Consider the following 21,168-nt stretch of genomic DNA (forward strand, 5'->3'; position numbering starts at 1 on the left):
CTAGGAAAGTGAACGGTTAATTTCACTTTGTGAATCAATAACCAATTTCTAAAATTCACTATTGACAATTCACCTACTAAAAGCTTGTTTAAACTAATTTTTAAATTTAACCGCAAAAGATATAAAAGACTTTATTGGATTTATTTAAAGTATTTCAAAGTCTGCAAAGAGAAAATCTTTGATTTTTTAACTTACGTGTTCTTTTTTTCCACTTAAGTATTAAATTAAAAAAACTAAAGTGTTTAAATCTTTTGTGGTAAAAGTTTAGACAAGTTTTAAGTAAAATTCATCTCCATCAGTTTTCAAAAGCCGAAATTTTCCCTTCCACAGCAACCTTAGCAGCTGTTAGAGGACTCGCCAGGATTGTTCTTGCACCCTGTCCCTGTCGTCCCTCAAAATTCCTGTTGGAAGTCGAAACACAATATTCACCTTCCGGAATTTTATCATCATTCATCGCCAGACAAGCGGAACATCCCGGCTGTCTGATCTGGAAGCCTGCTTCTACAAAAATTTGGTCCAGGCCTTCTTCATATATTTGTTTAGCTACCTGCTGAGATCCGGGAACAATCAATGCATGAACATGCTCCGATTTTATTTTTCCTTTAATATAGCTGGCTGCCGAACGGAAATCTTCGATTCTTGCATTGGTGCAGCTTCCGATGAAAACATAATTAACTTTAATATCGGAAAGCGCCTGTCCTGCTTTTAATCCCATATATTTCAAAGCCTTTTCTTCAGAATCATTTTGCGGATCTGGAATATTCTGACTGATTGAGATTCCCATTCCGGGATTTGTACCGTACGTTACCATCGGATAAATGTCGGAAGCATCAAAGGCAAATTCCGCATCAAAAACAGCTCCTTCATCGGATTTCAAAGTTTTCCAGTATTCCAGCTTCTCTTCCCATTCTTCTCCTCCCGGCGCAAATTTTCGCCCTTTTACATAGTTGAAAGTGGTGTCGTCCGGAGCAATCATTCCACCGCGGGCACCCATTTCGATGCTCATATTGCAAACCGTCATTCGGCCTTCCATCGACATTTCCTCAAAGACATTTCCGGCATATTCACAGAAATATCCCGTTCCGCCATCGGTCCCTACTTTTGAAATGATATAAAGAATGACATCTTTTGGCTGAACGTTTTTATTTAATTTACCATTTACGGTAATTCTCATTGATTTAGGCTTATTCAGTAATAAACACTGACTTGCAAAAACCTGAGCCACCTGGCTGGTTCCGATTCCAAAAGCGATCGACCCAAAAGCGCCGTGCGTAGAAGTATGGCTGTCGCCACATACGATGCTCATTCCCGGTTGGGTAATCCCCAGCTCAGGAGCAATGATGTGGACAATTCCCTGGTAAGGATGCCCCAAACCGTATAATTCAATATGGTTTTTTCTGCAGTTTTCCGTTAATTGCTGAACCTGGTTTCTGGAAGATTCATCGCGTATCGGCTTATCCTGATCCCATGTCGGAACATTGTGATCTGCAGTCGCTACAATCTGTTTCGGCCTGAAAACTTCAAGGTTCCTGGATTCCAGTTCTGCAAAAGCCTGCGGGCTTGTTACTTCATGGATCAAATGTTTATCGATATATATAATCTGAGGCCCGTCGGGAATCGTTTCTATCACATGAGCATCCCAGACTTTGTCAAAAAGTGTTCTCTTAGTGTCCATTGTTTTGTTTAATTGAAAACCAATTCCTTATCCTATTTTTCTTGTTACCCTTTCAATAATGGCAGTTAAATCGTTATTATCAATTTCTTTTTTGCGGTCAGCCATTTTGAGGAATTCCTGATATAAAAAATCCAGCTCATTTTTAGTGACATCAAAGCCGATGTTCTTGAACCGGTATGCCAGCGCAGAGCGTCCGCTTCTGGCAGTAAGTACAATAGTTGAAGCGTTGACCCCTACTTCTGCAGGATCAATAATTTCGTAGGTTTCCCTGTTTTTGATCACGCCGTCCTGATGAATTCCTGAGCTATGGGCAAATGCATTAGCTCCCACAATGGCTTTGTTGGGCTGTACCGGCATTCCCATCAGATCAGACACCAAAACACTCATGTAATTGAGCATTTTGGAGTTAATCTCTGTGTATAATTTTAAATTTTTATGTTGTTTCAAAATCATGACAACTTCTTCTAAAGCAGTATTACCCGCTCTTTCTCCAAGCCCGTTAATGGTACATTCTATCTGTCTCGCTCCGTTAATCACACCCGAAATTGAATTTGCAGTCGCTAGTCCAAGGTCATTGTGGCAGTGGCATGACAGCACCGCTTTTTCAATACCTTTTACATTTTCTTTCAGGTATTTTATCTTTTCCCCGTATTCTTCAGGAAGGCAATATCCTGTTGTATCCGGAATATTGAGGACTGTAGCTCCTGCTTTAATAGCTTCTTCACAGACTCTCGCGAGATAATCATTATCGGTTCTTCCGGCATCTTCGGCGTAAAATTCTACGTCTTCTACAAAGCTTTTGGCATATTTTACGGCCTGTACCGCTCTTTCAATAATATCTTCCCTGTTAGAATTGAATTTATATTTAATATGCGAATCTGAAGTTCCTATTCCTGTATGAATTCTTGGCCTCTTCGCAAACTTCAGTGCTTCCGCTGCAACCTCAATATCTTTTTGATTTGCCCTTGTCAATCCGCACACTTTTGCATTTTTCACCAATTTTGAAATTTCGGAAACAGAATGAAAATCTCCCGGACTGGAAATCGGGAATCCAGCTTCAATAATATCAACTCCAAGTTCATCCAGCTTTTCCGCAATAGCCAGTTTCTGTTCCGTATTCAGTTTACAGCCGGGAACCTGCTCACCATCCCGTAGCGTGGTATCAAAAATTTCAACTTTTTCGGAATTCATAATGCAGTATTTTACTTAATTTTGATTCAAAACTAAAAAGATGAAACGTTTATTCATTTCTGGTTTTTATAAAAATTACAATATTCAAATTAGTGTAAATTGAATATAAAATTTTGTTTATCAGTATTTTAAAATTTAAAAATTTACAATGGCAGAATTGCATAAAGATTTTTTATTCATCCTCATTAAGTCTCTTACGACTTCGGAAAAAAGACAATTCAGGCTGTATGTAAACCGGCTCGGGATCAATGTGGATGCAAAATTCCTGCTTCTTTTTTCTGAAATGGATAAAATGAAAGAATATGATGAAAGCATGATTATTCAAAAGAAAATTTCAACAAAACAGCAGTTGTCCAATCTGAAAGCGCATCTTTACAAACAAATTCTGGTAAGTTTACGAATGAATCCGAGTCATCAGAATTATAGGATTCAGCTGCGCGAACAGCTTGATTTTGCCAATATTCTTTACCAGAAAGGCCTTTACAGGCAGGCTTTGAAAATTTTGGATAAAACAAAACAGACTGCTCTGGAACTTGACGAAAAAACCATTGCTTCCGAAATTATTGACCTTGAAAAAGTAATTGAATCACAATTTATTACGAGAAGTATTGAAGGCCGTGCCGATGAACTGATCAGACAATCCACAGAAATCAGCAAACAGAATCATTATGCCACTGAACTTTCCAATCTTTCTTTGAAACTGTACAGCGAAATGTTGACGCACGGGTATGTGAAAACTGATGAAGAGCGTGATGAAATCATGAAAATCTTTGATGATCAAATTAGAAAAATCACTTTTGAAAAACTGAATTTTACAGAAAAATTATGGTATTTTAAGGCTCATGTATGGAAAAATCAGCTGCTGCAGGAATATAAATACACATTGAAATATGCCTTTCTCTGGGTAGACCTTTTTCACAACAATCCGGAGATGATTATGAGTCATCCGGTATGGTATATCAAAGGAAATACTTATCTCCTTAAAATCCTGTTTCTTTATGGAAATATTAATATTTTGGAACAGCGTTTCAGAAAATTCAATGAAGTGGTTTATTCTTCAAGCTTTTCTCAAAATGAAAATCTGCAATCTCTTGTTTTTCTGACTCATTATAATACTTTAATGAATATCCACTTTGTGAAAGGTGAATTTTTTTCCGGAACTAAAATAGTTCCTGAAATTGAGCTGAAAATGGAAAGGCTGCGCGATAAAATTGATGAGCATCATTTCATGATTCTGTATCTTAAAATGGCAGCAATGTTTTTCGGAAGTAAAAAATTTAAAGACTCGATAAGGTACGCGTTAAAAGTAATTGAATCAAAAGGAAATGTTCAGGAAGATCTGCTGTTTCATACAAGAATTCTTATTTTAATGGCAAAATATGAATCGGCAAATGATGAAGATTATGATGATTTTATAAAAGCTACCTTAAAGTTTACCAGAAAAATGAAAAAACCTGATGAATTCCATTTTGAAAGCATCAGATTTTTTAAACATCTCAATAACGAAACACCGGATCAGCAGACTGAATCATTTAAACAATTCGACCGTAAACTTGAGTTTTTTTCCCAGAATGAATATTACAGAAGGTCTTTATTGTACATAGATATTCACGGCTGGGTAAAATCTAAAGTAAGAAATGTTGATGTTATTGAAATAATTAAAGAGAAAGTAAGGTATAAAAGAAATAATTAAATCTATTCTAATATATTCATAATTAAAAGGTTGATATGATTTCAATCTTTAAAAACGTTTTTATTTGCTTTTTAGTATTAAATATTCCGTCAAATAGATACATCTGTAGCATTTTAAATAAAAATTCCGTATTTTTGCATCTTAAAATTTCTTAGTAAACAATGATAAAAATTACACTTCCAGACAGTAGTGTCAAAGAATTCGAGGCGGGAGTTACTCCGCTAGATGTGGCAAAATCTATAAGCGAGGGATTGGCTAGAAACACCATTTCCGCAATTGTTAATGACAAACAAGTAGAGACAACCACGCCTATCACCACGGATTCTACGGTACAGCTGCTTACCTGGAATGATGATCTTGGAAAGAAAGCATTCTGGCATTCTTCTGCCCACCTTCTGGCGCAGGCGATCCTTGAGTTTTATCCCAATGCTAAGTTAACCATCGGTCCTGCCATCGAAAGTGGATTCTACTACGATGTAGATTTCGGGGACGAAAGCTTATCTGAAAAAGACTTCGAGAAAATTGAGAAGAAAGTATTGGAAAATGCTAAAAAAGGCTCAACTTTCTCTTTATATCCTGTTTCTAAAGATGAGGCATTAAAAGTCTATGCAGATAATCCTTATAAAGTAGAATTGATTTCTAATCTTAATGACGGAGAAATCACTTTTGTAACCCACGATGATTTCACAGATCTTTGCCGTGGAGGACATATTCCGAATACGAATATTGTAAAAGCTGTTAAGATTTTAAATGCAGCAGGAGCATACTGGAGAGGAAATGAAAAAAATCCTCAATTAACAAGAGTGTATGGTATTTCTTTCCCTAAACAGAAAGAATTAACAGAATATCTTGAAAGGCTTGAAGAAGCTAAAAGAAGAGATCACAGAAAATTAGGTAAAGAATTAGGAATTTTTGCTTTCTCTGAAAAGGTTGGTGCAGGCTTGCCGCTTTGGCTGCCAAAAGGTACTGCTTTGAGAAGAAAACTTGAGAATTTCCTTTCTGCGGCTCAGAAAAAAGGAGGATACGAATTCGTAATGTCACCGCATATTGGCGCCAAAGAATTGTATGTAACTTCCGGACACTGGGATAAATACGGTGCAGACAGCTTCCAGCCGATTAAAACCCCAAATGAAGGTGAAGAATTCATGCTGAAGCCGATGAACTGCCCGCACCACTGTGAAATTTATAAAACTTCGCAATGGAGCTACAGAGACTTACCGAAAAGATACGCAGAATTCGGAACGGTTTACCGATATGAGCAATCAGGAGAACTTCACGGCTTGACAAGAGTTCGTGGATTTACTCAGGATGATGCACACTTATTCTGTACTCCGGATCAGTTGTTGGGAGAGTTTGAAAAAGTTATTGATCTTGTACTATACGTTTTCAGGTCTTTAGGTTTTGAAGATTTTGTTACTCAGGTTTCATTAAGAGATCCTGAAAACAGAGAAAAATATATCGGTTCCGATGAGAACTGGGAAAAGGCGGAAAATGCTATCATCACAGCCGCAAAAAATAAAGGTTTGAAAACTGTTGTTGAATATGGTGAAGCCGCATTCTACGGTCCTAAGCTTGATTTCATGGTGAAAGATGCTTTAGGCAGAAAATGGCAGCTTGGAACGATCCAGGTTGACTATAACTTACCGGAAAGATTTGATCTTCACTATATTGGGAATGATAATGAGAAGCACAGACCGGTGATGATCCACAGAGCGCCTTTTGGTTCTATGGAGCGTTTTATCGCTATTCTTCTGGAGAATACTGCAGGAGACTTCCCTCTATGGCTGAGTCCGGAGCAGTTTATTATTCTGCCGATCAGTGAAAAATATGCAGATTATGCTAAAAAAGTTTCAGAATTTTTAGAAAATCACGATATTAGCGGTCAGATTGATAATAGAAACGAAAAGACAGGTAAGAAGATTCGCGATGCAGAATTAAACAAAATTCCATTCATGCTGGTTGTAGGAGAAAATGAGGAGAAGGATGGCACAATTTCTGTACGTAGACGGGGTGAAGGAGATTTAGGAGTAATGAATTTAGAAGACTTCGTTTCTTATTTCAAAAAAGAATCTGCGATCTAGAATCAAGGATTTTAATTCAGACTTAAAACTATTGAGTTTGAATACAAATTAAATTAGAGTTAACCAATAAAATTATAATACAATAGCACAAAGATTTAACAACAGGGGCCCACAAAGACGTCCTGTACAGGAGGACTTACACTTGATCAACGATAAAATTCGTGTGAGAGAGCTTCGTTTGGTGGGCGATAACGTAGAGCCGGGAGTATATCCTACAGAAAAAGCAAGACAGATTGCTCAAGAGCAAGAGCTGGATCTTGTAGTAATTTCTGATAAGGCTGAACCGTTTATTGCTAGAGTTTTGGACTATAAAAAGTTCTTATACGAGCAAAAGAAAAAACAGAAGGAACTTAAAGCCAAGCAGGTAAAAGTAGTGGTAAAAGAAATTCGTTTCGGACCTCAGACTGATGAGCACGATTACGAATTTAAGAAGAAGCATGCTGAAAAATTCCTTGAAGAAGGTTCAAAGTTAAAAACCTACGTATTTTTTAAAGGACGTTCCATTATCTTTAAGGATCAGGGAGAGATTCTTCTTTTAAAGCTTGCCCAGGAACTGGAGCACGTTGGAAAAGTAGACCAGCTTCCTAAACTTGAAGGAAAAAGAATGATTATGATGATGAGTCCTAAAAAACCGGCTAAATAATTATATGTGGCGGTAGCTCCGTCAATTTACAATACAAAGCTCCAATTTATTGGAGCTTTTTTTATTTAATAACCTGATTCAAGAATATTTTAAATCACAAAATAGAGATTATAGTAATGTTTAATTTAATATTAACAATACTTTAAATAAAGGGTTTTTCAGTATATATTATATCTTTAATATGGGATATATTATAAATATCTATATATTTGCAACGTCAAATAAATAAAATATGAAAATTAAACTTTTAACAGGATTTGCAGCAGCAATGTTATTAACTTCTTGTGCTCAGGATGAAACATTTGAAAACACAGGCCTTAAAAACGAAGAATTAAAAACTTCAGAAATTGCAGCCCGCGGAATTTCCTCAACAGTAACTTTCGTTAAAGAAACAACGAACCATCCACAAAGGCTGGATCCGGGCCAATCAATCAGTTTATCGTATAATATCTATACCTACAGATTGGAAATGCAGGGAGACAGTAATCTTGTGCTTTATCAGGATAGGCCGGGCTTTACGCGTGCTATCTGGAGTACAAACACGCATCGTGACAGCGGTACACCTTGGCTCATTGCGCAAAATGACGGAAATCTTGTAATTTACAATAACGGGAATCCACTTTGGCATACCAACAGTTCTGTAAGTGAAAATGTATCCAATCCTCATATAAAAATGCAGTTATATACCAGAAGCGGTGGTTCTATTCCTGCAGGAATAAGAATTAAATTGGTATTAGGTGGAAATAACGTTGAAAGAAAAACCTTCGCTGAAGTTGATCTTAGTGATTTTTACTAAAAAGTCAACCGCTTAAAACGCTATATTTAAATTTAAACCGCCCATTATCAGGCGGTTTTATTATTAAATTTTAATGCCCTTTGCTTTTATAATTTTTCGTTATTTTGCAATTATTATTAAAATTTTTTAATTTAAATACATGAAGCCAGGATATTTTTCCTTTTTTTTATTCATCCTGATTATTTTCGCGCTGGGCTGTTATTACCACTACCCTTTTCTTTCAGACGACAGTCTGATCTCCCTTCGCTATGTACAGCGTTTCATTGAAGGTAAAGGATTTACCTGGAACGATGGCCATCCTGTAGAAGGCTATTCAAATCTGCTGTGGATTCTTATGATTTCTTTTCTAGGAAAATTAGGAATGAATCTCATTATTTCAGCCAGAGTATTGGGAATAGCATGTTCCGTAGGTACACTTGCCGTAATCTGTTCTTATTTTAAAACAATAAACGTCAGAAAAGAATATGTTTTTCTCACGGTATTTCTTTTGGTAACGACTCCGTGTTTTACCGTTTGGGCCATTGGCGGACTGGAGCAGCCTTTATACATTTTTCTCCTTACACTCACTTTGACTGAAGTTTCAAAAATTATTAACGATAAAAATAAAGGACACGTCTATTTTCTGTCATTATGGCTTGGACTTTTGGCAATTACGAGGCCGGATGGTTTTCTGTTCACTATTTTAACAACAATATTTTTAATTTTTATTTTCAGAAAAAGCAGGAAAGGTCTTATCAGAGTTTTTGTTTTCGCAGGAATGATACCGGCTCTATTTTTATTGGGACAACTCCTTTTCAGGTATGATTTTTATGGTGAACTGGTTCCGAATACCGCTTTGGTTAAAGTAAAAATAACTCTGCATCATGTTGTACGGGGCGGCTTTTATGTTTTCAAATCATTCTTCGGGACTTTATTATTTTCTTCTCTTGGATTGTATTGCTTGTTTTATCTTGTATACAAAAAGAAAAATCTTTTCGGCTTTTATTTATTGCTGAATATTGTGGTATGGACAGCTTATATAGTCACAGTAGGCGGCGATATTTTTCCGGCTTTCCGTCATTATTATGTAGTGCTGATTTTACTTGTATTTGTTATTATTTTTGGGTTAAATGAAATGCAGTTTCGCTTTAAAACAAAAATGACCAGGGTCGGATTTATTGTTTTATTGTTAATAAACCCTTTTATACAGCTTTTGATTCCGGATAATCATTATGCGATTGAAGAACGATGGGAATTCCGCGGATTGAATTTAGGTAAAAGCTTGAAAAATACTTTTCCGGAAACAACTTTAATTGCTGTTACAGCAGCCGGCTGTATTCCTTATGCTTCTGAGCTTCCAACAGTAGATATGCTTGGATTAAATGACTACTACACACCGCGTCATCCGCCGAAAAATTTCGGTACCGGGATGCTGGCTCATGAATTGGGCGATGCGAACTATGTTCTCGGAAGAAATCCCGATATTATCATTTATCACATGGGCGCTGTTCCCCGTTTTAATGTGGGCGACCAGATGAAAAACAATCCGGTTTTTATTAATAATTATGTGGAAGTACTAGCCAGGCAAAATCAGGATGAACATATTTTGTACTTCAATAAATACGGTAAAAGTGCCGGTATCATCAAAGAAAAAAATATATTGAAAATCCCGGCTTATCTGATCACTTCAGTTAAAGACAATGAAAGTGTTTTCAAAAACAAAAGACTTCTGAAACATTTACAAAAAGGAAAAAAATATATTCTTTCCATTAAAAATAGTGAAGCGGAAAAATGGGAACTGAGCAGATCTTCCGCAAACTTATTTTTTCCTGAATCCAAGATCAGTTACAGGAATAATGAAATGATCCTTACTCTTATTCCGAATAATGAAATGTTTTTAGAAAATATAGAATTGCACAGGAAATATTAATAATTTTTTGTAATTTTGCACCCTATTATTTCCGGGAATTGCCGGAAACCAAAAACAGATATTGATAACAAAACAATAAAAAGCAAAACAATGCCAAAATTAAAAACGAAATCAGGTGCTAAGAAACGTTTTGCTCTTACCGGATCTGGTAAGATCAAAAGAAAAAACGCTTACAAAAGCCACATCTTAACTAAGAAAGAAACAAAGCAGAAGAGAAATCTTACTACTACTTCTTACGTAGCTAAAGTGGACGAGAAAAGTGTACAACGTCAATTAGCAATTAAGTAGTTTTTATAAATCTATATCCGGTTTATAAGAATTAAAAACAAATTCAACATTTTAACCCTGAAATGGAGCAGCTAAGAGTAATGAAACAATTACCGCACATTTCAAAAAAACAATTTAATTATGCCAAGATCAGTAAATTCGGTAGCTTCAAGAGCTAGAAGAAAGAAAATTTTTAAGCACGCTAAAGGTTATTTCGGAAGAAGAAAGAACGTTTGGACTGTAGCTAAAAACGCGGTAGAAAAAGCAATGCAATATGCTTACCGTGGTAGAAAAGAGAAGAAAAGAAACTTCAGAGCACTTTGGATCACTCGTATCAACGCGGGAACCAGAGAGCACGGAATGTCTTACTCTCAGTTTATGGGAGCTCTTAAAAAGAACAACATTGAGCTTAACAGAAAAGTTTTAGCAGATTTAGCAATGAATCACCCTGAAGCTTTCAAAGCAGTTGTAGATCAAGTAAAATAATGTAAAATTTTTGTTATCAATATAAATCCCGGGTTTTTTTGCCTGGGATTTTTTTATTATATACATTTGCTAAATTATTAAATACGTAAAATTTTATTTAAGGGTGAAAAAACTAACTTCTTTATTGCTTATTTCATTGGCTTTTTATAACCTTCAGGCCCAAAGTCTTATTCAGGCATATAAAAACAGGGCAGACCAGGTTTCACAGACTAATATCACGACAATTCTTCAGGAATTTGAAAATCTTGGCATTAAAACTACCGGATCTCCAGCCAATACCAATGCTCTGAACTGGCTTAAAGCGAAATACCAATCGTATGGATATACTGCCAGCCAGATCGTGGAAGACCCTTTCACATTCGGCAGCACCAGCTCAAAAAATTTAATCATTACGAAAACAGGAACACTGTATCCTAATATTTATGTAATTATTTGCGGGCATTACGACACGATCACCGGGCCCGGCGTAAGCGATAACGGAAGCGGAACATCCATTATCCTTGAAGCAGCAAGGATTCTGAAGGATATTCCTACAGATTATTCAATTAAATTTATTCATTTTTCCGGGGAAGAACAGGGGCTGTATGGAAGTGCCCATTATGCGGATAATGTAGTTTTTCAGAATAACGTAAGACAACTGAATATAAGAGTGGTATTTAATATTGATCAGGTTGGAGGTAAAATCGGCAATAATAACAATGCCATAAAATGTGAAAGCGACCAGTCCGGACAAAGCGGAAACAATGCCCAGTCTCTTGCTTTTACCCAGCAGCTGGCAAACTGTACAACACTGTACTCTCCTCTGCAAACGGTAATGTCTAATGCCTACGCTTCGGATTATATTCCATTTGAACAGAATGGGGATATTATTACAGGGTTTTATGAAAATGTAAGGAGCTATAATGAGCATACGGTGAATGATACATTCATAAACGTAGATCCTACTTATGTTTTCAATGTAGGAAAAGCTGCTGTGGGAGCATTACAGCATTTCGCGACTGCTTCAACAACACTACTGGCTACAGAAGAAAAAAATGTAAACAGCCTGGAAACAGTAAAAATTTATCCGAATCCTGCAAAAGACATCCTGAATATTGAACTTCCGAAAGATATTAAGAATTTTAATCTTGAAATTACAGATATGAATGGAAGAGTAATTCTAAATAAAGAAAATGAAACAAAAGTTAATGTTTCGGGATTAATAAACGGAGCTTATTTAGCAATCATAAAAACCAAAGACAGCAAAGCGGTAAGAAAAATAATTATCGGAAAATAATTATCAAAAAATATAAATTAAATCCTGAGTTACTGCTCAGGATTTTTTATTTTCATCTGCTTTCAAAAAACTTACCGATTCCGTCTGTTTAAAATTTCTTCAATGTTTTCTAAAGTACAATTTTTTGCTTTCAGTAAAATTAAAAAATGGTACAGCAGATCTGCGGCTTCATTTTTAAATAAGTCATCATTACTGTCTTTGGCCTCAATGACCACTTCCACCGCTTCCTCTCCCACTTTCTGAGCCACTTTATTAATTCCTTTCTGGAATAGCGCATAGGTATAAGAATCTTCTGTTTTTTCATCAATTCTCTGGCTGATCTTTTCTTCCAACTCATACAAAAACCCTTTAGAATCCTTTTCTCCGAAACAGCTGAAACTTCCTGTATGGCAAACCACGTTGGTGGGAATTACTTTGATTAAAATCGCATCCTGATCACAGTCAACAGAAATATTTTTTACCGTTAAAAAGTTACCAGACTCTTCTCCTTTTGTCCAAAGCCTGTCTTTTGAACGGCTGAAAAAAGTAACAATGCCTTCTTTCTCTGTTTTTTTCAATGCCTCTTCGTTCATATAACCTAACATTAAAACCTGCAAGGTTCTGTCGTCCTGAATCACCACAGGCACAATTCCGTCTTTATTTTTATTGAAATTAATATTCATCGTAATGCCAATTTTTTAGATTTTAAATTATTTTTGAGATCATAGATCTTTATTTGTCCGAAATGAAAAATACTTGCCGCCAAAGCTCCTGTAGCTTTTGTACGATTAAAAACATGTTCAAAATGTTCTATATTTCCTGCACCACCTGAAGCAATGACCGGGATATTTACGCTCTCCGCAATAAGACTGGTTATTCTGATATCAAAACCGTTTTTGGTACCGTCACCGTCCATTGAAGTAAGCAGAATTTCTCCGGCTCCGAGCTGTTCGGTTTTTTTTGCCCAGTCGAAGGTTTTAAGTTCTGTTATTTCTCTCCCGCCTTTGATGTGAACCCAGTCTGAACCGTTCACCAGTTTCGTATCAATGGCGACCACGATGCATTGGCTCCCGAATTCTTTGGCTAATTCTGAAATCAGCTGTGGATTTTTTACGGCTGAAGAATTAATGCTGATTTTATCTGCTCCTGCCTTGAGAAGTTTTCTTACGTCTTCCACAGTAGAAATTCCGCCGCCCACTGTGAATGGAATACTTAATTCCCTGGCAATTTTCTGTACAAGTTCTACAAAAGTTTTACGCTCTTCAATGGTTGCTGTAATATCCAGAAAAACCAATTCATCAGCTCCTTCTTTCTCATATCTTTTGGCAAGCTCGATAGGATCGCCTGCGTTTCGCAATCCTTCAAAATTGATTCCTTTTACTGTTGTTCCGTCTTTGATATCCAAACACGGAATAATCCTTTTTTTAAGCATTTTCTATAAAATTTTGGAGTTGCTGCAGGTTTATTCTTCCTTCATAGATCGCTTTCCCGATAATGGTTCCGGAGCAGCCTATTGTTTTCATTTTAAATAGATCTTTCATATCTGAAATTCCGCCGCTTGCAATGAGTCCGATGTCTGTTTTTTCTAAAATTTCTTCATAAAGTTCATCTGAAGCGCCCTGAAGCATTCCGTCTTTTGAAATATCTGTACAAATCACATTTTTAATTCCTTTATTCTGATACTTAAGAATAAAATCGATTATATCAAAGGAACTTTCTTCCAGCCAGCCTGAAGTTTTTATCTTTCTGTTGTCACAATCGGCACCGAGCATGATTTTTTCCGGACCATATTTTTCAATCAGATCAAAACAGAAATCAGGATCCTGAACCGCAATGCTTCCGATGGTGATCTGCTTTGCTCCCGAATTGAAAGCAATTTCAATATCTTCCAAAGTTTTCAAACCTCCTCCGAAATCAATTTCCAGGGAAGTTTCTTTCGCAATGGCTTCCAGAACTTTCTGGTTGACAATATGCTTAGATTTTGCACCATCAAGGTCTACCAGATGCAGGTATTTTATTCCAAAATTTTCAAATTCTTTGGCAACTTCAAGAGGATTTTCATTGTATATTTTTTTAGTACCGTAATCTCCTTTTGACAGTCTCACACATTTTCCGTCGATGATGTCTATAGCAGGAATAATTTTCATTTTAAATTTTTAAAAAGTTTTGTAATAAACGGCTTCCCACATCTCCCGATTTTTCCGGGTGAAACTGCATGGCATAAAAGTTATTCTTTTGCAGTGAAGCACTGAATGGCAGAATGTAATTACAAATAGACGTTGTATTTTCAGATAATTCGCAGTAAAAACTGTGGACAAAATACACATCGCTCTTCTCTTCAATTCCTGAAAATATATCGGATCTAAAGTCTGAAATTGTGTTCCATCCCATGTGTGGAACAATATCTGTTGCAGGGAATTTTTTAACATTGATATCAAAAATTCCCATTCCGGACGTATTTCCTTCTTCGTTGTTTTTACACATCAGCTGCATTCCCAGGCAAATGCCTAAAACCGGCTGTTTCAATGTCGGAATTAACTGATCAAGACCTTTTTCCTTTAGTAATTTCATGGTGGAGGATGCTTCTCCCACTCCCGGAAAGATCACTTTATCGGCATTTCTTATCAGGTCAAAATCATCGGTCACCACAGATTCTATATTCAGTCGGTTAAGCGAATTTTGTACGGAATTAACGTTTCCTCCGTTGTATTTTATGATGGCAATCATTATAAACTTCCTTTGGTTGATGGTAGATTAAAATTACGGTCTGTCTGTTTTACTGCCATTTTCACCGCTTTGGCAAACGCTTTAAAAACAGATTCGATCTTGTGGTGTTCGTTCTCGCCTTCTACTTTAATATTGAGATTACATTTTGCAGAATCTGTGAATGATTTAAAGAAGTGATAAAACATTTCTGTGGGAACATCTCCAATTTTTTCACGCTTAAACTCAGCTTCCCAAACGATCCAAGGTCTTCCTCCAAAGTCGATGGCAACTTGTGCCAGACAATCATCCATTGGAAGGAGAAATCCGTAACGTTCAATACCTTTTTTCTTTCCTAAAGCTTTTAAAACAGCTTCTCCAAGCACAATTCCCGTATCTTCTATGGTGTGGTGTTCATCAACCAGCAAATCACCTTTTACTTCAATTTTTAAGTCTAAATTGCCGTGCTTTGAAATCTGCTCCAGCATGTGATCAAAAAAATGCAATCCTGTTGATATTTCGGATGTTCCGTTTCCATCAAGGTTGACTTCAACTGCAATTTCTGTTTCATTGGTTTTTCTTGAAACCTTTGCTTTTCGCGGAATGCTGGTCAGAAACTGTGCAATTTCGCTCCAGCTTACTGTGATTAAATCAGCTTCCTTATTCTGAACTTTACTTATTAATATTGATTTTGAACCTAAATTTTGAGCCAGCTGAATGTCCGTAAACCGATCTCCGATGACAAAGGAATTTTTCAGATCATAATCTCCGTAAATGTATTTTCCAAGCATTCCGATCCCCGGTTTTCTTGTGGGTAAATTTTCGTTTTCAAGGCTTTTATCAATTAGAATATCACTGAAAACAATTCCTTCGTTTTCAAATGCTTTTAACATTTTTTCCTGAGGTTTGATGAAGTCTTCATAAGGGAAACTTTCCGTTCCCAGTCCGTCCTGATTGGTGATCATGACCAATTCATAATCAACTTCTTTTGCAATTCTTGAAAGATTCTGAAAAACTCCGGGATAAAATTCCAGCTTTTCCAAAGAATCAACCTGAAAATCAATCGGGGGTTCTAAGATTAATGTTCCGTCGCGGTCTATAAAGAGTACTTTTTTCATTTCTAATTTTATTTTAATTTCTTTTGCTAAACCTCACAGGTTTTAAAAACCTTTGGGATTTCAGATTTAATTAAATACTTTTTAAGACGTTAATCAGCTTATTGTTTTCATCTCTTTTTCCGACATTAATTCTGATACAGTCCGGAATCTGCGGACTTCTCTTGCTGGTCAGAATTTCATTTTTTAGTAATTCCTGATACACTTTTTCAGCATTGTTAAATTCAATCAAAAAGAAATTCGCATCGGTAGGAAATACTCTTTTAACACACTTTATAGTAAGCAATTCATTTTTTAATCTTGAAATTTCACTTAAAGTATTTTTTATATTTTCTTCAATAATATTCTTATAATTAATTAATTGCATAATTTTATTTAAACTTAGTGAGTTAACATTATACGGTGCTTTTACAGTATTAATCAGACTTATGATTTCGTCTGATGAGTAAGCGATGCCTACTCTTGCTCCAGCCATTCCCCACGCTTTTGAGAAGGTCTGAAGAACGATTAGGTTTGGATATTTTCCAAGCAATTCGATGCAAGATGTCTGTTCTGAAAATTCAATATATGCTTCGTCCACCACCACAATTCCATCAAAATTTTTAATATAAAATTCAATATCCTGAATAGAATTTCCGGTAGGATTATTGGGTGAACACAGAAAAAAAATCTTAGGCTTTTTCTCTTCTGATACTTTTAAAAATGCATCTTTACTGATCTGGAAATTTTCATCTAAATTTAATGTTACAACGGTGTTTTCATTAATGGAAGCATAAAATCTGTACATCGCAAACGAAGGATTCATCATCATAATCGAATCTTTTTTTGGCTCACAGAAGATTTTTATGATAAGGTCGATAAGCTCATCGCTTCCGTTTCCTACCGCAATTTTTGGTGCTGAAACATCTTTTAATGTTGCCAATTTATTTTTTAATTCTTTCTGGGTAGAATCAGGATAGCGGCTGTATTCTCCAAAAGGGCTTTCATTCGCATCCATGAAAACCGGATTTTCAAATTCGTTCTGATCCCTGAAACTTATATAAGGCTGCAGTTCCAGAATATTTTTCCGTACTAACTTTTTAATATTAAATTCTTTCATTTTGTTTTTTTAATCTGATACTTACAGCATTCTTGTGAGCAAAAAGTCTTTCTGCTTCCGCCATTACTTCAATGGTTTTTCCTAAATTTTTTAATCCCTGTTCCGATAAATTCTGAAAGGTAATTTTCTTTACGAAGCTGTCGAGAGAAACGCCGCTGTAGTTTTTTGCAAAACCATTGGTGGGAAGGGTGTGATTGGTTCCGCTGGCGTAATCTCCTGCGCTTTCACATGAATAATTTCCCAGGAATACAGAACCTGCATTCCGGATTTGCGGAATATACTTTTCAAAATTATTTAAGGCCAAAATCAAGTGTTCCGGCGCGTATAAATTGCTAAAATTTAAAGCTTCCTCAATAGAGCTCAACAGGATAAAATTACTGTTATTCAACGATTCAGCTGCCATTTCATTTCTCGGAAGTACTTCAAGCTGTTTTCGGGTTTCCAGAATAGTTTCATTAAAAACCTTTTCGTCTGTTGCCAGAAAAATCACCTGGCTGTCACTTCCGTGTTCTGCCTGAGAAAGTAAATCGGCCGCACAAAATTCCGGAATTGCATTTTCATCGGCAATCACAAGAACTTCACTCGGTCCGGCAGGCATATCGATGGCTACATTATAGTTCTGGGCAAATTCTTTCGCAGCTACAACATATTGATTTCCGGGCCCGAAAATTTTATAAACATTGGGAATACTTTCTGTACCTAATGTCATTGCTGCAATCGCCTGAGCACCACCGGTCTTAAATATTTGTGTAATACCACAAAGATTAGCTGTATATAAAATGGCAGGATTTATATTTCCCATTTTATCGGGCGGTGTACAGAGAATAATTTCTTCGCATCCTGCTAATCTAGCCGGAACGGCAAGCATTAAAACCGTAGAAAATAAAGGTGCTGTTCCGCCCGGAATATAGATTCCAACTTTTTCGATCGCCCGGTTTTCCCTCCAGCAAATTACTCCGTTTGTTGTTTCAATCTTTTCAATTTCAGGAATTTGTGAAGCATGAAATTTGGTAATATTTTCTTTTGCTTCCTGAATGGCCTGCTTTAGTTCTTCGCAGATCCGTTCTTCTGCATCTTTTATTTCTTCTTGGGAAACACTGATATTTTTAACTTCTGCTCCGTCGAATTTTTTGTTAAATTCAACCAAAGCACTGTCGCCTTTTTTTTCAACTTCATCGAAAATTCCGGCAACTATTTCTGTTAACTGTTCTCTTTTGATAACAGGTCTTTTTGTTAATTCAGACCATTTTTCCTTTTCAGGATATCTTTCTACTTGCATATTAAATTACCATTTTATCGATTGGAATTATTAAAATATCCTGTGCCCCTTTGTCTTTGAGCTCATCAATTACTTCCCAGAAGCGGTTTTCATCAATCACAGAGTGAATGCTGCTCCAGCCTTCTTCTGCCAGTGGAATAACCGTGGGGCTTTTAAGAACCGGAAGCGTTTTCGAAATGATGTCAATTTTTTCATTCGGAACATTCATCAGGATATATTTTGAATTTTTCGCTTTTAAAACGGCTTTAATCCTGAATACGAATTTTCCGAGAACAGCGGTTTTCTCCGTGCTGAGTTCTGAGGTTTTGGCAAGAACCGCTTGTGAATTAAGAAGGCTTACGGTTTCTCTCAATCCGTTTTTAAAGAGTGTACTTCCGGAACTTACAATATCACATATTCCGTCGGCAAGACCAATGTTCGGGGCGATTTCTACAGAGCCTGAAATGATGTGAATGTCGGCAGAAATATTATTTTCCTGCAGGAATTTTTTTAGCGTATTTGGGTATGAAGTTGCAATTTTTTTGCCCTGAAAATACTCAATATCATTTGTTTCCACTTCCTTTGGAATGGCAAGAGAAACCCTGCATTTTGAGAATCCCAAAGGTTGTACAATCTCAATTTTTTTCTGTTTTTCTACTAAAAGATTTTCACCTACGATAGCAACATCTACTACACCGTCTTCCAAATATTGGGGAATATCTGAATTTCGCAGGTACATGATTTCCATCGGAAAATTGTCTACGGAAACTTTAAGCTGATCTTTTCCGTTGTTGACAAAAATGCCGCAGTCTTTAAGGAGCTGAAGAGATTCTTCATAAAGCCTTCCGCTTTTTTGTATCGCTATTTTTAATGTACTCATTTCACTTTTTTGTTGTGTCTGAGTAACCAAATGGTAAGTTGAAATAAATTGCCCGGGAAGAATTTAGAACAAAAAAACCGCCTGTTTACTCAGACGGTTTTAATTATTTTGATTTTTAACATAGTCACATATCAATCAATTCCGTCTTAGCAGAGATGATGATAATGATGTACTGTTAAAAAATTCGGTTTCATTTGTTTGAATTGTATGGTGCAAATTTAAAGCAATAAATTTTACAAATGCAAATATTATTGTAAAATATTTTCATAAATTTTTATTAATTCTTTAGCAATTGACTGATCATTAAACTTTTGCACAAATTCAAAACCCTTTTCCGCACGGCGTTTCCTTTCCGATTCGTTTTGCCATAAAAATTTAATTTTTGCCTGAATATCAAGAGGATTTTTAGGATCTATATAAACTGAATCCGGTCCGCCGGCTTCCGGAAGACAGCTCGTATTGCTGGTAATGACTACAGTTTTGGAAAATAACGCTTCAATCACAGGAATTCCGAACCCTTCAAATAAACTCGGATAAATGAAGATATCTGCAAGTTTGTAGATTACAGCTAATTCGTCCATCGAAACACCTTCCAGAAAATAAACCTTCATTTTATTTTCACGGACAAAAGGTTCTACTTTTTTGAAATATTTTGTTTTTTTGCCAACTACCACCAACGGAATATCAGTATCTTTTAGTGCTTTAACAATATTCAGGAGATTTTTGCGCTCTTCGATGGTTCCCACATTTAATACAAAACGCTCAGGGAGATCAAATTTTTCTTTTGTCTGTTGAATAAAATCTTCCGACTGCTGTTCTTTAAAAGCTTTATGACAGCCTTGGTAAATCACTTCAATTTTAGATTCCGGAATGTTGAGAAACTGAATGATATCGCGTTTTGTCTGTTCGGAAATGGCGATGATTTTATCGGCAGAATCTGTGGCTTTTTTAAATTTCCAGAAATGGATCTTACGATCAAAAAAAGAATAATACTGCGGATATCGTACGAAAATAAGATCGTGAATAGTCACGATTTTTTTAATAGGTTTTTTGTCCCATTTCAGAGGCAGCTCACCTGATAAGCCATGAAAAATATCAGCGTTTTGCTGCTGTGCGTCTTTCCCCATTTTCAGCTGACGGGAGAAGTTTCGTTTTGTAGTTTCAACGAAATGGACGTTAGGAAAACTCAGCAGATCAGTGGCTCTTTCGGATTTATTTTTGTTTAATAAAATGTATTCGTTTTCGGGGAAATACGTTGCCAGAATTCTCACAAGATCTCTCGAATAGTTTCCTAATCCGGAAGTATTATGGAAAAAACGTTTTGCGTCAAAAGCTATTTTCATGAGGTGATCTGTTTTTGAAATTCCTGAAATGTACCGAATGTATGATTTTTACTTTTTAACCAAGATACAAATTCATCAAAACGTTTGACCATATCTTCGCCTGAATTTTTTACCGTAAAGCCAGGTAATTTAAAAGCTTCATCCTTAATTTCCGCAAATTCCCAGGGATGAAAATAAATATTCAGATATCGATCTTTCTGCAGTACGTCTGAAGAAAGTTTTTTATAAAAAGATAGAGGAAAATTATGGAAGCTAAGCCAGAACAAAGGAATTCTGAAGTTGGGAGAAACCGAAGCGGGAATCTGCGTCACATTTCCTTCTTTAAAATAAGTTCTGGAGACTTTGAGGTTATTGTATCTTCCCGGAAGAAAGGTTGGATTAATCGATGAATTGTAAGAATAGCCTGCATTTTCAACGGCATTTTTACTTACCGGCATCATCCTCGGCATTCTCAATCCGGTCACTTTTGTACCGAATAGTCCTTCCAATTTTTCTTTAGAATGCTTCAGGTGTTCTTCTTTAAAATCCGAATGATACCAGGTATGAGAAGCCAGTTCGTGTCCTTCTTTAAGCAATCTTTCTATTAAATTCTTACTGTTTTCCGCAAAAACAACGGTTGAAAAAAAAGTAGCTTTTGCCTGATGTTTTTTCAGAATATCTAAGATTTTTTCTAATCCTGTCTGAGAAATTGAGATTTGTTTCTCAAAAGAAATCTCCCCTTTGTATTCCAATGGCATATCAAATTCCTCGATGTCAAAACTTAATAAAACCATG

General features: G+C 36.1%; 20 protein-coding genes. 8 read left to right on the top strand and 12 right to left on the bottom strand.

From position 1 onward, the window contains the following. Positions 1–295: 295 nt before the first annotated feature. Positions 296–1,675, bottom strand: a complete 1,380-nt coding sequence (leuC, locus tag ODE14_RS04200; protein WP_263603084.1) for a 3-isopropylmalate dehydratase large subunit — start codon at positions 1,673–1,675, stop codon at positions 296–298. Positions 1,676–1,702: 27 nt separating this feature from the next. Further along, complete coding sequence (locus ODE14_RS04205; protein WP_263603085.1) at positions 1,703–2,866, bottom strand: 2-isopropylmalate synthase; 1,164 nt, start codon at positions 2,864–2,866, stop codon at positions 1,703–1,705. 148 nt (positions 2,867–3,014) lie between these two features. Between ODE14_RS04205 and ODE14_RS04210 the strand changes: the two genes are divergently transcribed. From ODE14_RS04210 to ODE14_RS04245, 8 genes are all read left to right on the top strand, one after another. Then, on the top strand, positions 3,015–4,559 hold the full coding sequence (locus tag ODE14_RS04210) for a hypothetical protein (protein ID WP_263603086.1): 1,545 nt from the start codon (positions 3,015–3,017) through the stop codon (positions 4,557–4,559). A 161-nt stretch (positions 4,560–4,720) separates the two neighbouring features. Continuing rightward, positions 4,721–6,640 carry a threonine--tRNA ligase gene (gene thrS, locus ODE14_RS04215; RefSeq protein ID WP_263603087.1) on the top strand — a complete coding sequence of 640 codons (1,920 nt, stop codon included), beginning with the start codon at positions 4,721–4,723 and terminating at the stop codon, positions 6,638–6,640. Positions 6,641–6,782: 142 nt separating this feature from the next. Continuing rightward, on the top strand, positions 6,783–7,283 hold the full coding sequence (infC, locus tag ODE14_RS04220) for a translation initiation factor IF-3 (RefSeq protein ID WP_177175308.1): 501 nt from the start codon (positions 6,783–6,785) through the stop codon (positions 7,281–7,283). Positions 7,284–7,515: 232 nt separating this feature from the next. Further along, entirely contained in the window at positions 7,516–8,079 is a 564-nt protein-coding gene (locus ODE14_RS04225) for a hypothetical protein (RefSeq protein ID WP_248393486.1), read from the top strand. Between the two features lie 139 nt (positions 8,080–8,218). After that, positions 8,219–9,988 carry a hypothetical protein gene (locus tag ODE14_RS04230; RefSeq protein ID WP_263603088.1) on the top strand — a complete coding sequence of 590 codons (1,770 nt, stop codon included), beginning with the start codon at positions 8,219–8,221 and terminating at the stop codon, positions 9,986–9,988. Positions 9,989–10,078: 90 nt separating this feature from the next. Continuing rightward, on the top strand, positions 10,079–10,276 hold the full coding sequence (gene rpmI, locus ODE14_RS04235) for a 50S ribosomal protein L35 (protein WP_002979658.1): 198 nt from the start codon (positions 10,079–10,081) through the stop codon (positions 10,274–10,276). A gap of 120 nt (positions 10,277–10,396) precedes the next feature. Beyond that, on the top strand, positions 10,397–10,741 hold the full coding sequence (rplT, locus tag ODE14_RS04240) for a 50S ribosomal protein L20 (RefSeq protein WP_029293267.1): 345 nt from the start codon (positions 10,397–10,399) through the stop codon (positions 10,739–10,741). A 103-nt stretch (positions 10,742–10,844) separates the two neighbouring features. Next, complete coding sequence (locus tag ODE14_RS04245) at positions 10,845–12,017, top strand: M28 family peptidase (RefSeq protein ID WP_263603089.1); 1,173 nt, start codon at positions 10,845–10,847, stop codon at positions 12,015–12,017. A gap of 71 nt (positions 12,018–12,088) precedes the next feature. Here ODE14_RS04245 and hisIE read toward each other — a convergent pair whose 3' ends face one another. The 10 genes from hisIE to ODE14_RS04295 all read right to left on the bottom strand — a co-directional run bounded on the left by hisIE (position 12,089) and on the right by ODE14_RS04295 (position 21,167). Then, positions 12,089–12,679, bottom strand: coding sequence for a bifunctional phosphoribosyl-AMP cyclohydrolase/phosphoribosyl-ATP diphosphatase HisIE (hisIE, locus tag ODE14_RS04250; RefSeq protein ID WP_263603090.1), 591 nt, complete (start codon positions 12,677–12,679; stop codon positions 12,089–12,091). Continuing rightward, positions 12,676–13,428, bottom strand: coding sequence for an imidazole glycerol phosphate synthase subunit HisF (gene hisF / locus ODE14_RS04255; protein ID WP_263603091.1), 753 nt, complete (start codon positions 13,426–13,428; stop codon positions 12,676–12,678). Before hisF ends, hisIE begins: the two co-directional genes overlap by 4 nt. Beyond that, entirely contained in the window at positions 13,421–14,143 is a 723-nt protein-coding gene (gene hisA / locus ODE14_RS04260) for a 1-(5-phosphoribosyl)-5-[(5-phosphoribosylamino)methylideneamino]imidazole-4-carboxamide isomerase (RefSeq protein ID WP_263603092.1), read from the bottom strand. The genes hisF and hisA overlap by 8 nt, the downstream gene beginning before the upstream one ends. Before the next feature lies 1 nt (position 14,144). Then, a complete protein-coding gene (gene hisH / locus ODE14_RS04265; RefSeq protein ID WP_263603093.1) occupies positions 14,145–14,723 on the bottom strand; it encodes an imidazole glycerol phosphate synthase subunit HisH in 579 nt (192 codons plus the stop codon). Beyond that, a complete protein-coding gene (gene hisB, locus ODE14_RS04270; RefSeq protein ID WP_263603094.1) occupies positions 14,723–15,817 on the bottom strand; it encodes a bifunctional histidinol-phosphatase/imidazoleglycerol-phosphate dehydratase HisB in 1,095 nt (364 codons plus the stop codon). The genes hisH and hisB overlap by 1 nt, the downstream gene beginning before the upstream one ends. Positions 15,818–15,887: 70 nt before the next feature. Further along, positions 15,888–16,913, bottom strand: a complete 1,026-nt coding sequence (gene hisC, locus ODE14_RS04275) for a histidinol-phosphate transaminase (protein WP_263603095.1) — start codon at positions 16,911–16,913, stop codon at positions 15,888–15,890. Further along, positions 16,900–18,192 (bottom strand): histidinol dehydrogenase, encoded by a 1,293-nt coding sequence (gene hisD / locus ODE14_RS04280; protein ID WP_263603096.1) that lies wholly within the window; start codon positions 18,190–18,192, stop codon positions 16,900–16,902. The genes hisC and hisD overlap by 14 nt, the downstream gene beginning before the upstream one ends. Before the next feature lies 1 nt (position 18,193). Next, positions 18,194–19,051 (bottom strand): ATP phosphoribosyltransferase, encoded by an 858-nt coding sequence (gene hisG, locus ODE14_RS04285; protein WP_263603097.1) that lies wholly within the window; start codon positions 19,049–19,051, stop codon positions 18,194–18,196. A 248-nt stretch (positions 19,052–19,299) separates the two neighbouring features. Then, positions 19,300–20,394: a glycosyltransferase family 4 protein gene (locus ODE14_RS04290; RefSeq protein WP_263603098.1), complete on the bottom strand. Its 1,095-nt coding sequence runs from the start codon at positions 20,392–20,394 to the stop codon at positions 19,300–19,302. After that, positions 20,391–21,167, bottom strand: coding sequence for a polysaccharide deacetylase family protein (locus ODE14_RS04295; RefSeq protein WP_263603099.1), 777 nt, complete (start codon positions 21,165–21,167; stop codon positions 20,391–20,393). Before ODE14_RS04295 ends, ODE14_RS04290 begins: the two co-directional genes overlap by 4 nt. Position 21,168 lies beyond the last annotated feature (1 nt).

The organism is Chryseobacterium sp. PET-29 (assembly GCF_025736815.1).
GTDB lineage: Bacteria > Bacteroidota > Bacteroidia > Flavobacteriales > Weeksellaceae > Chryseobacterium > Chryseobacterium nepalense.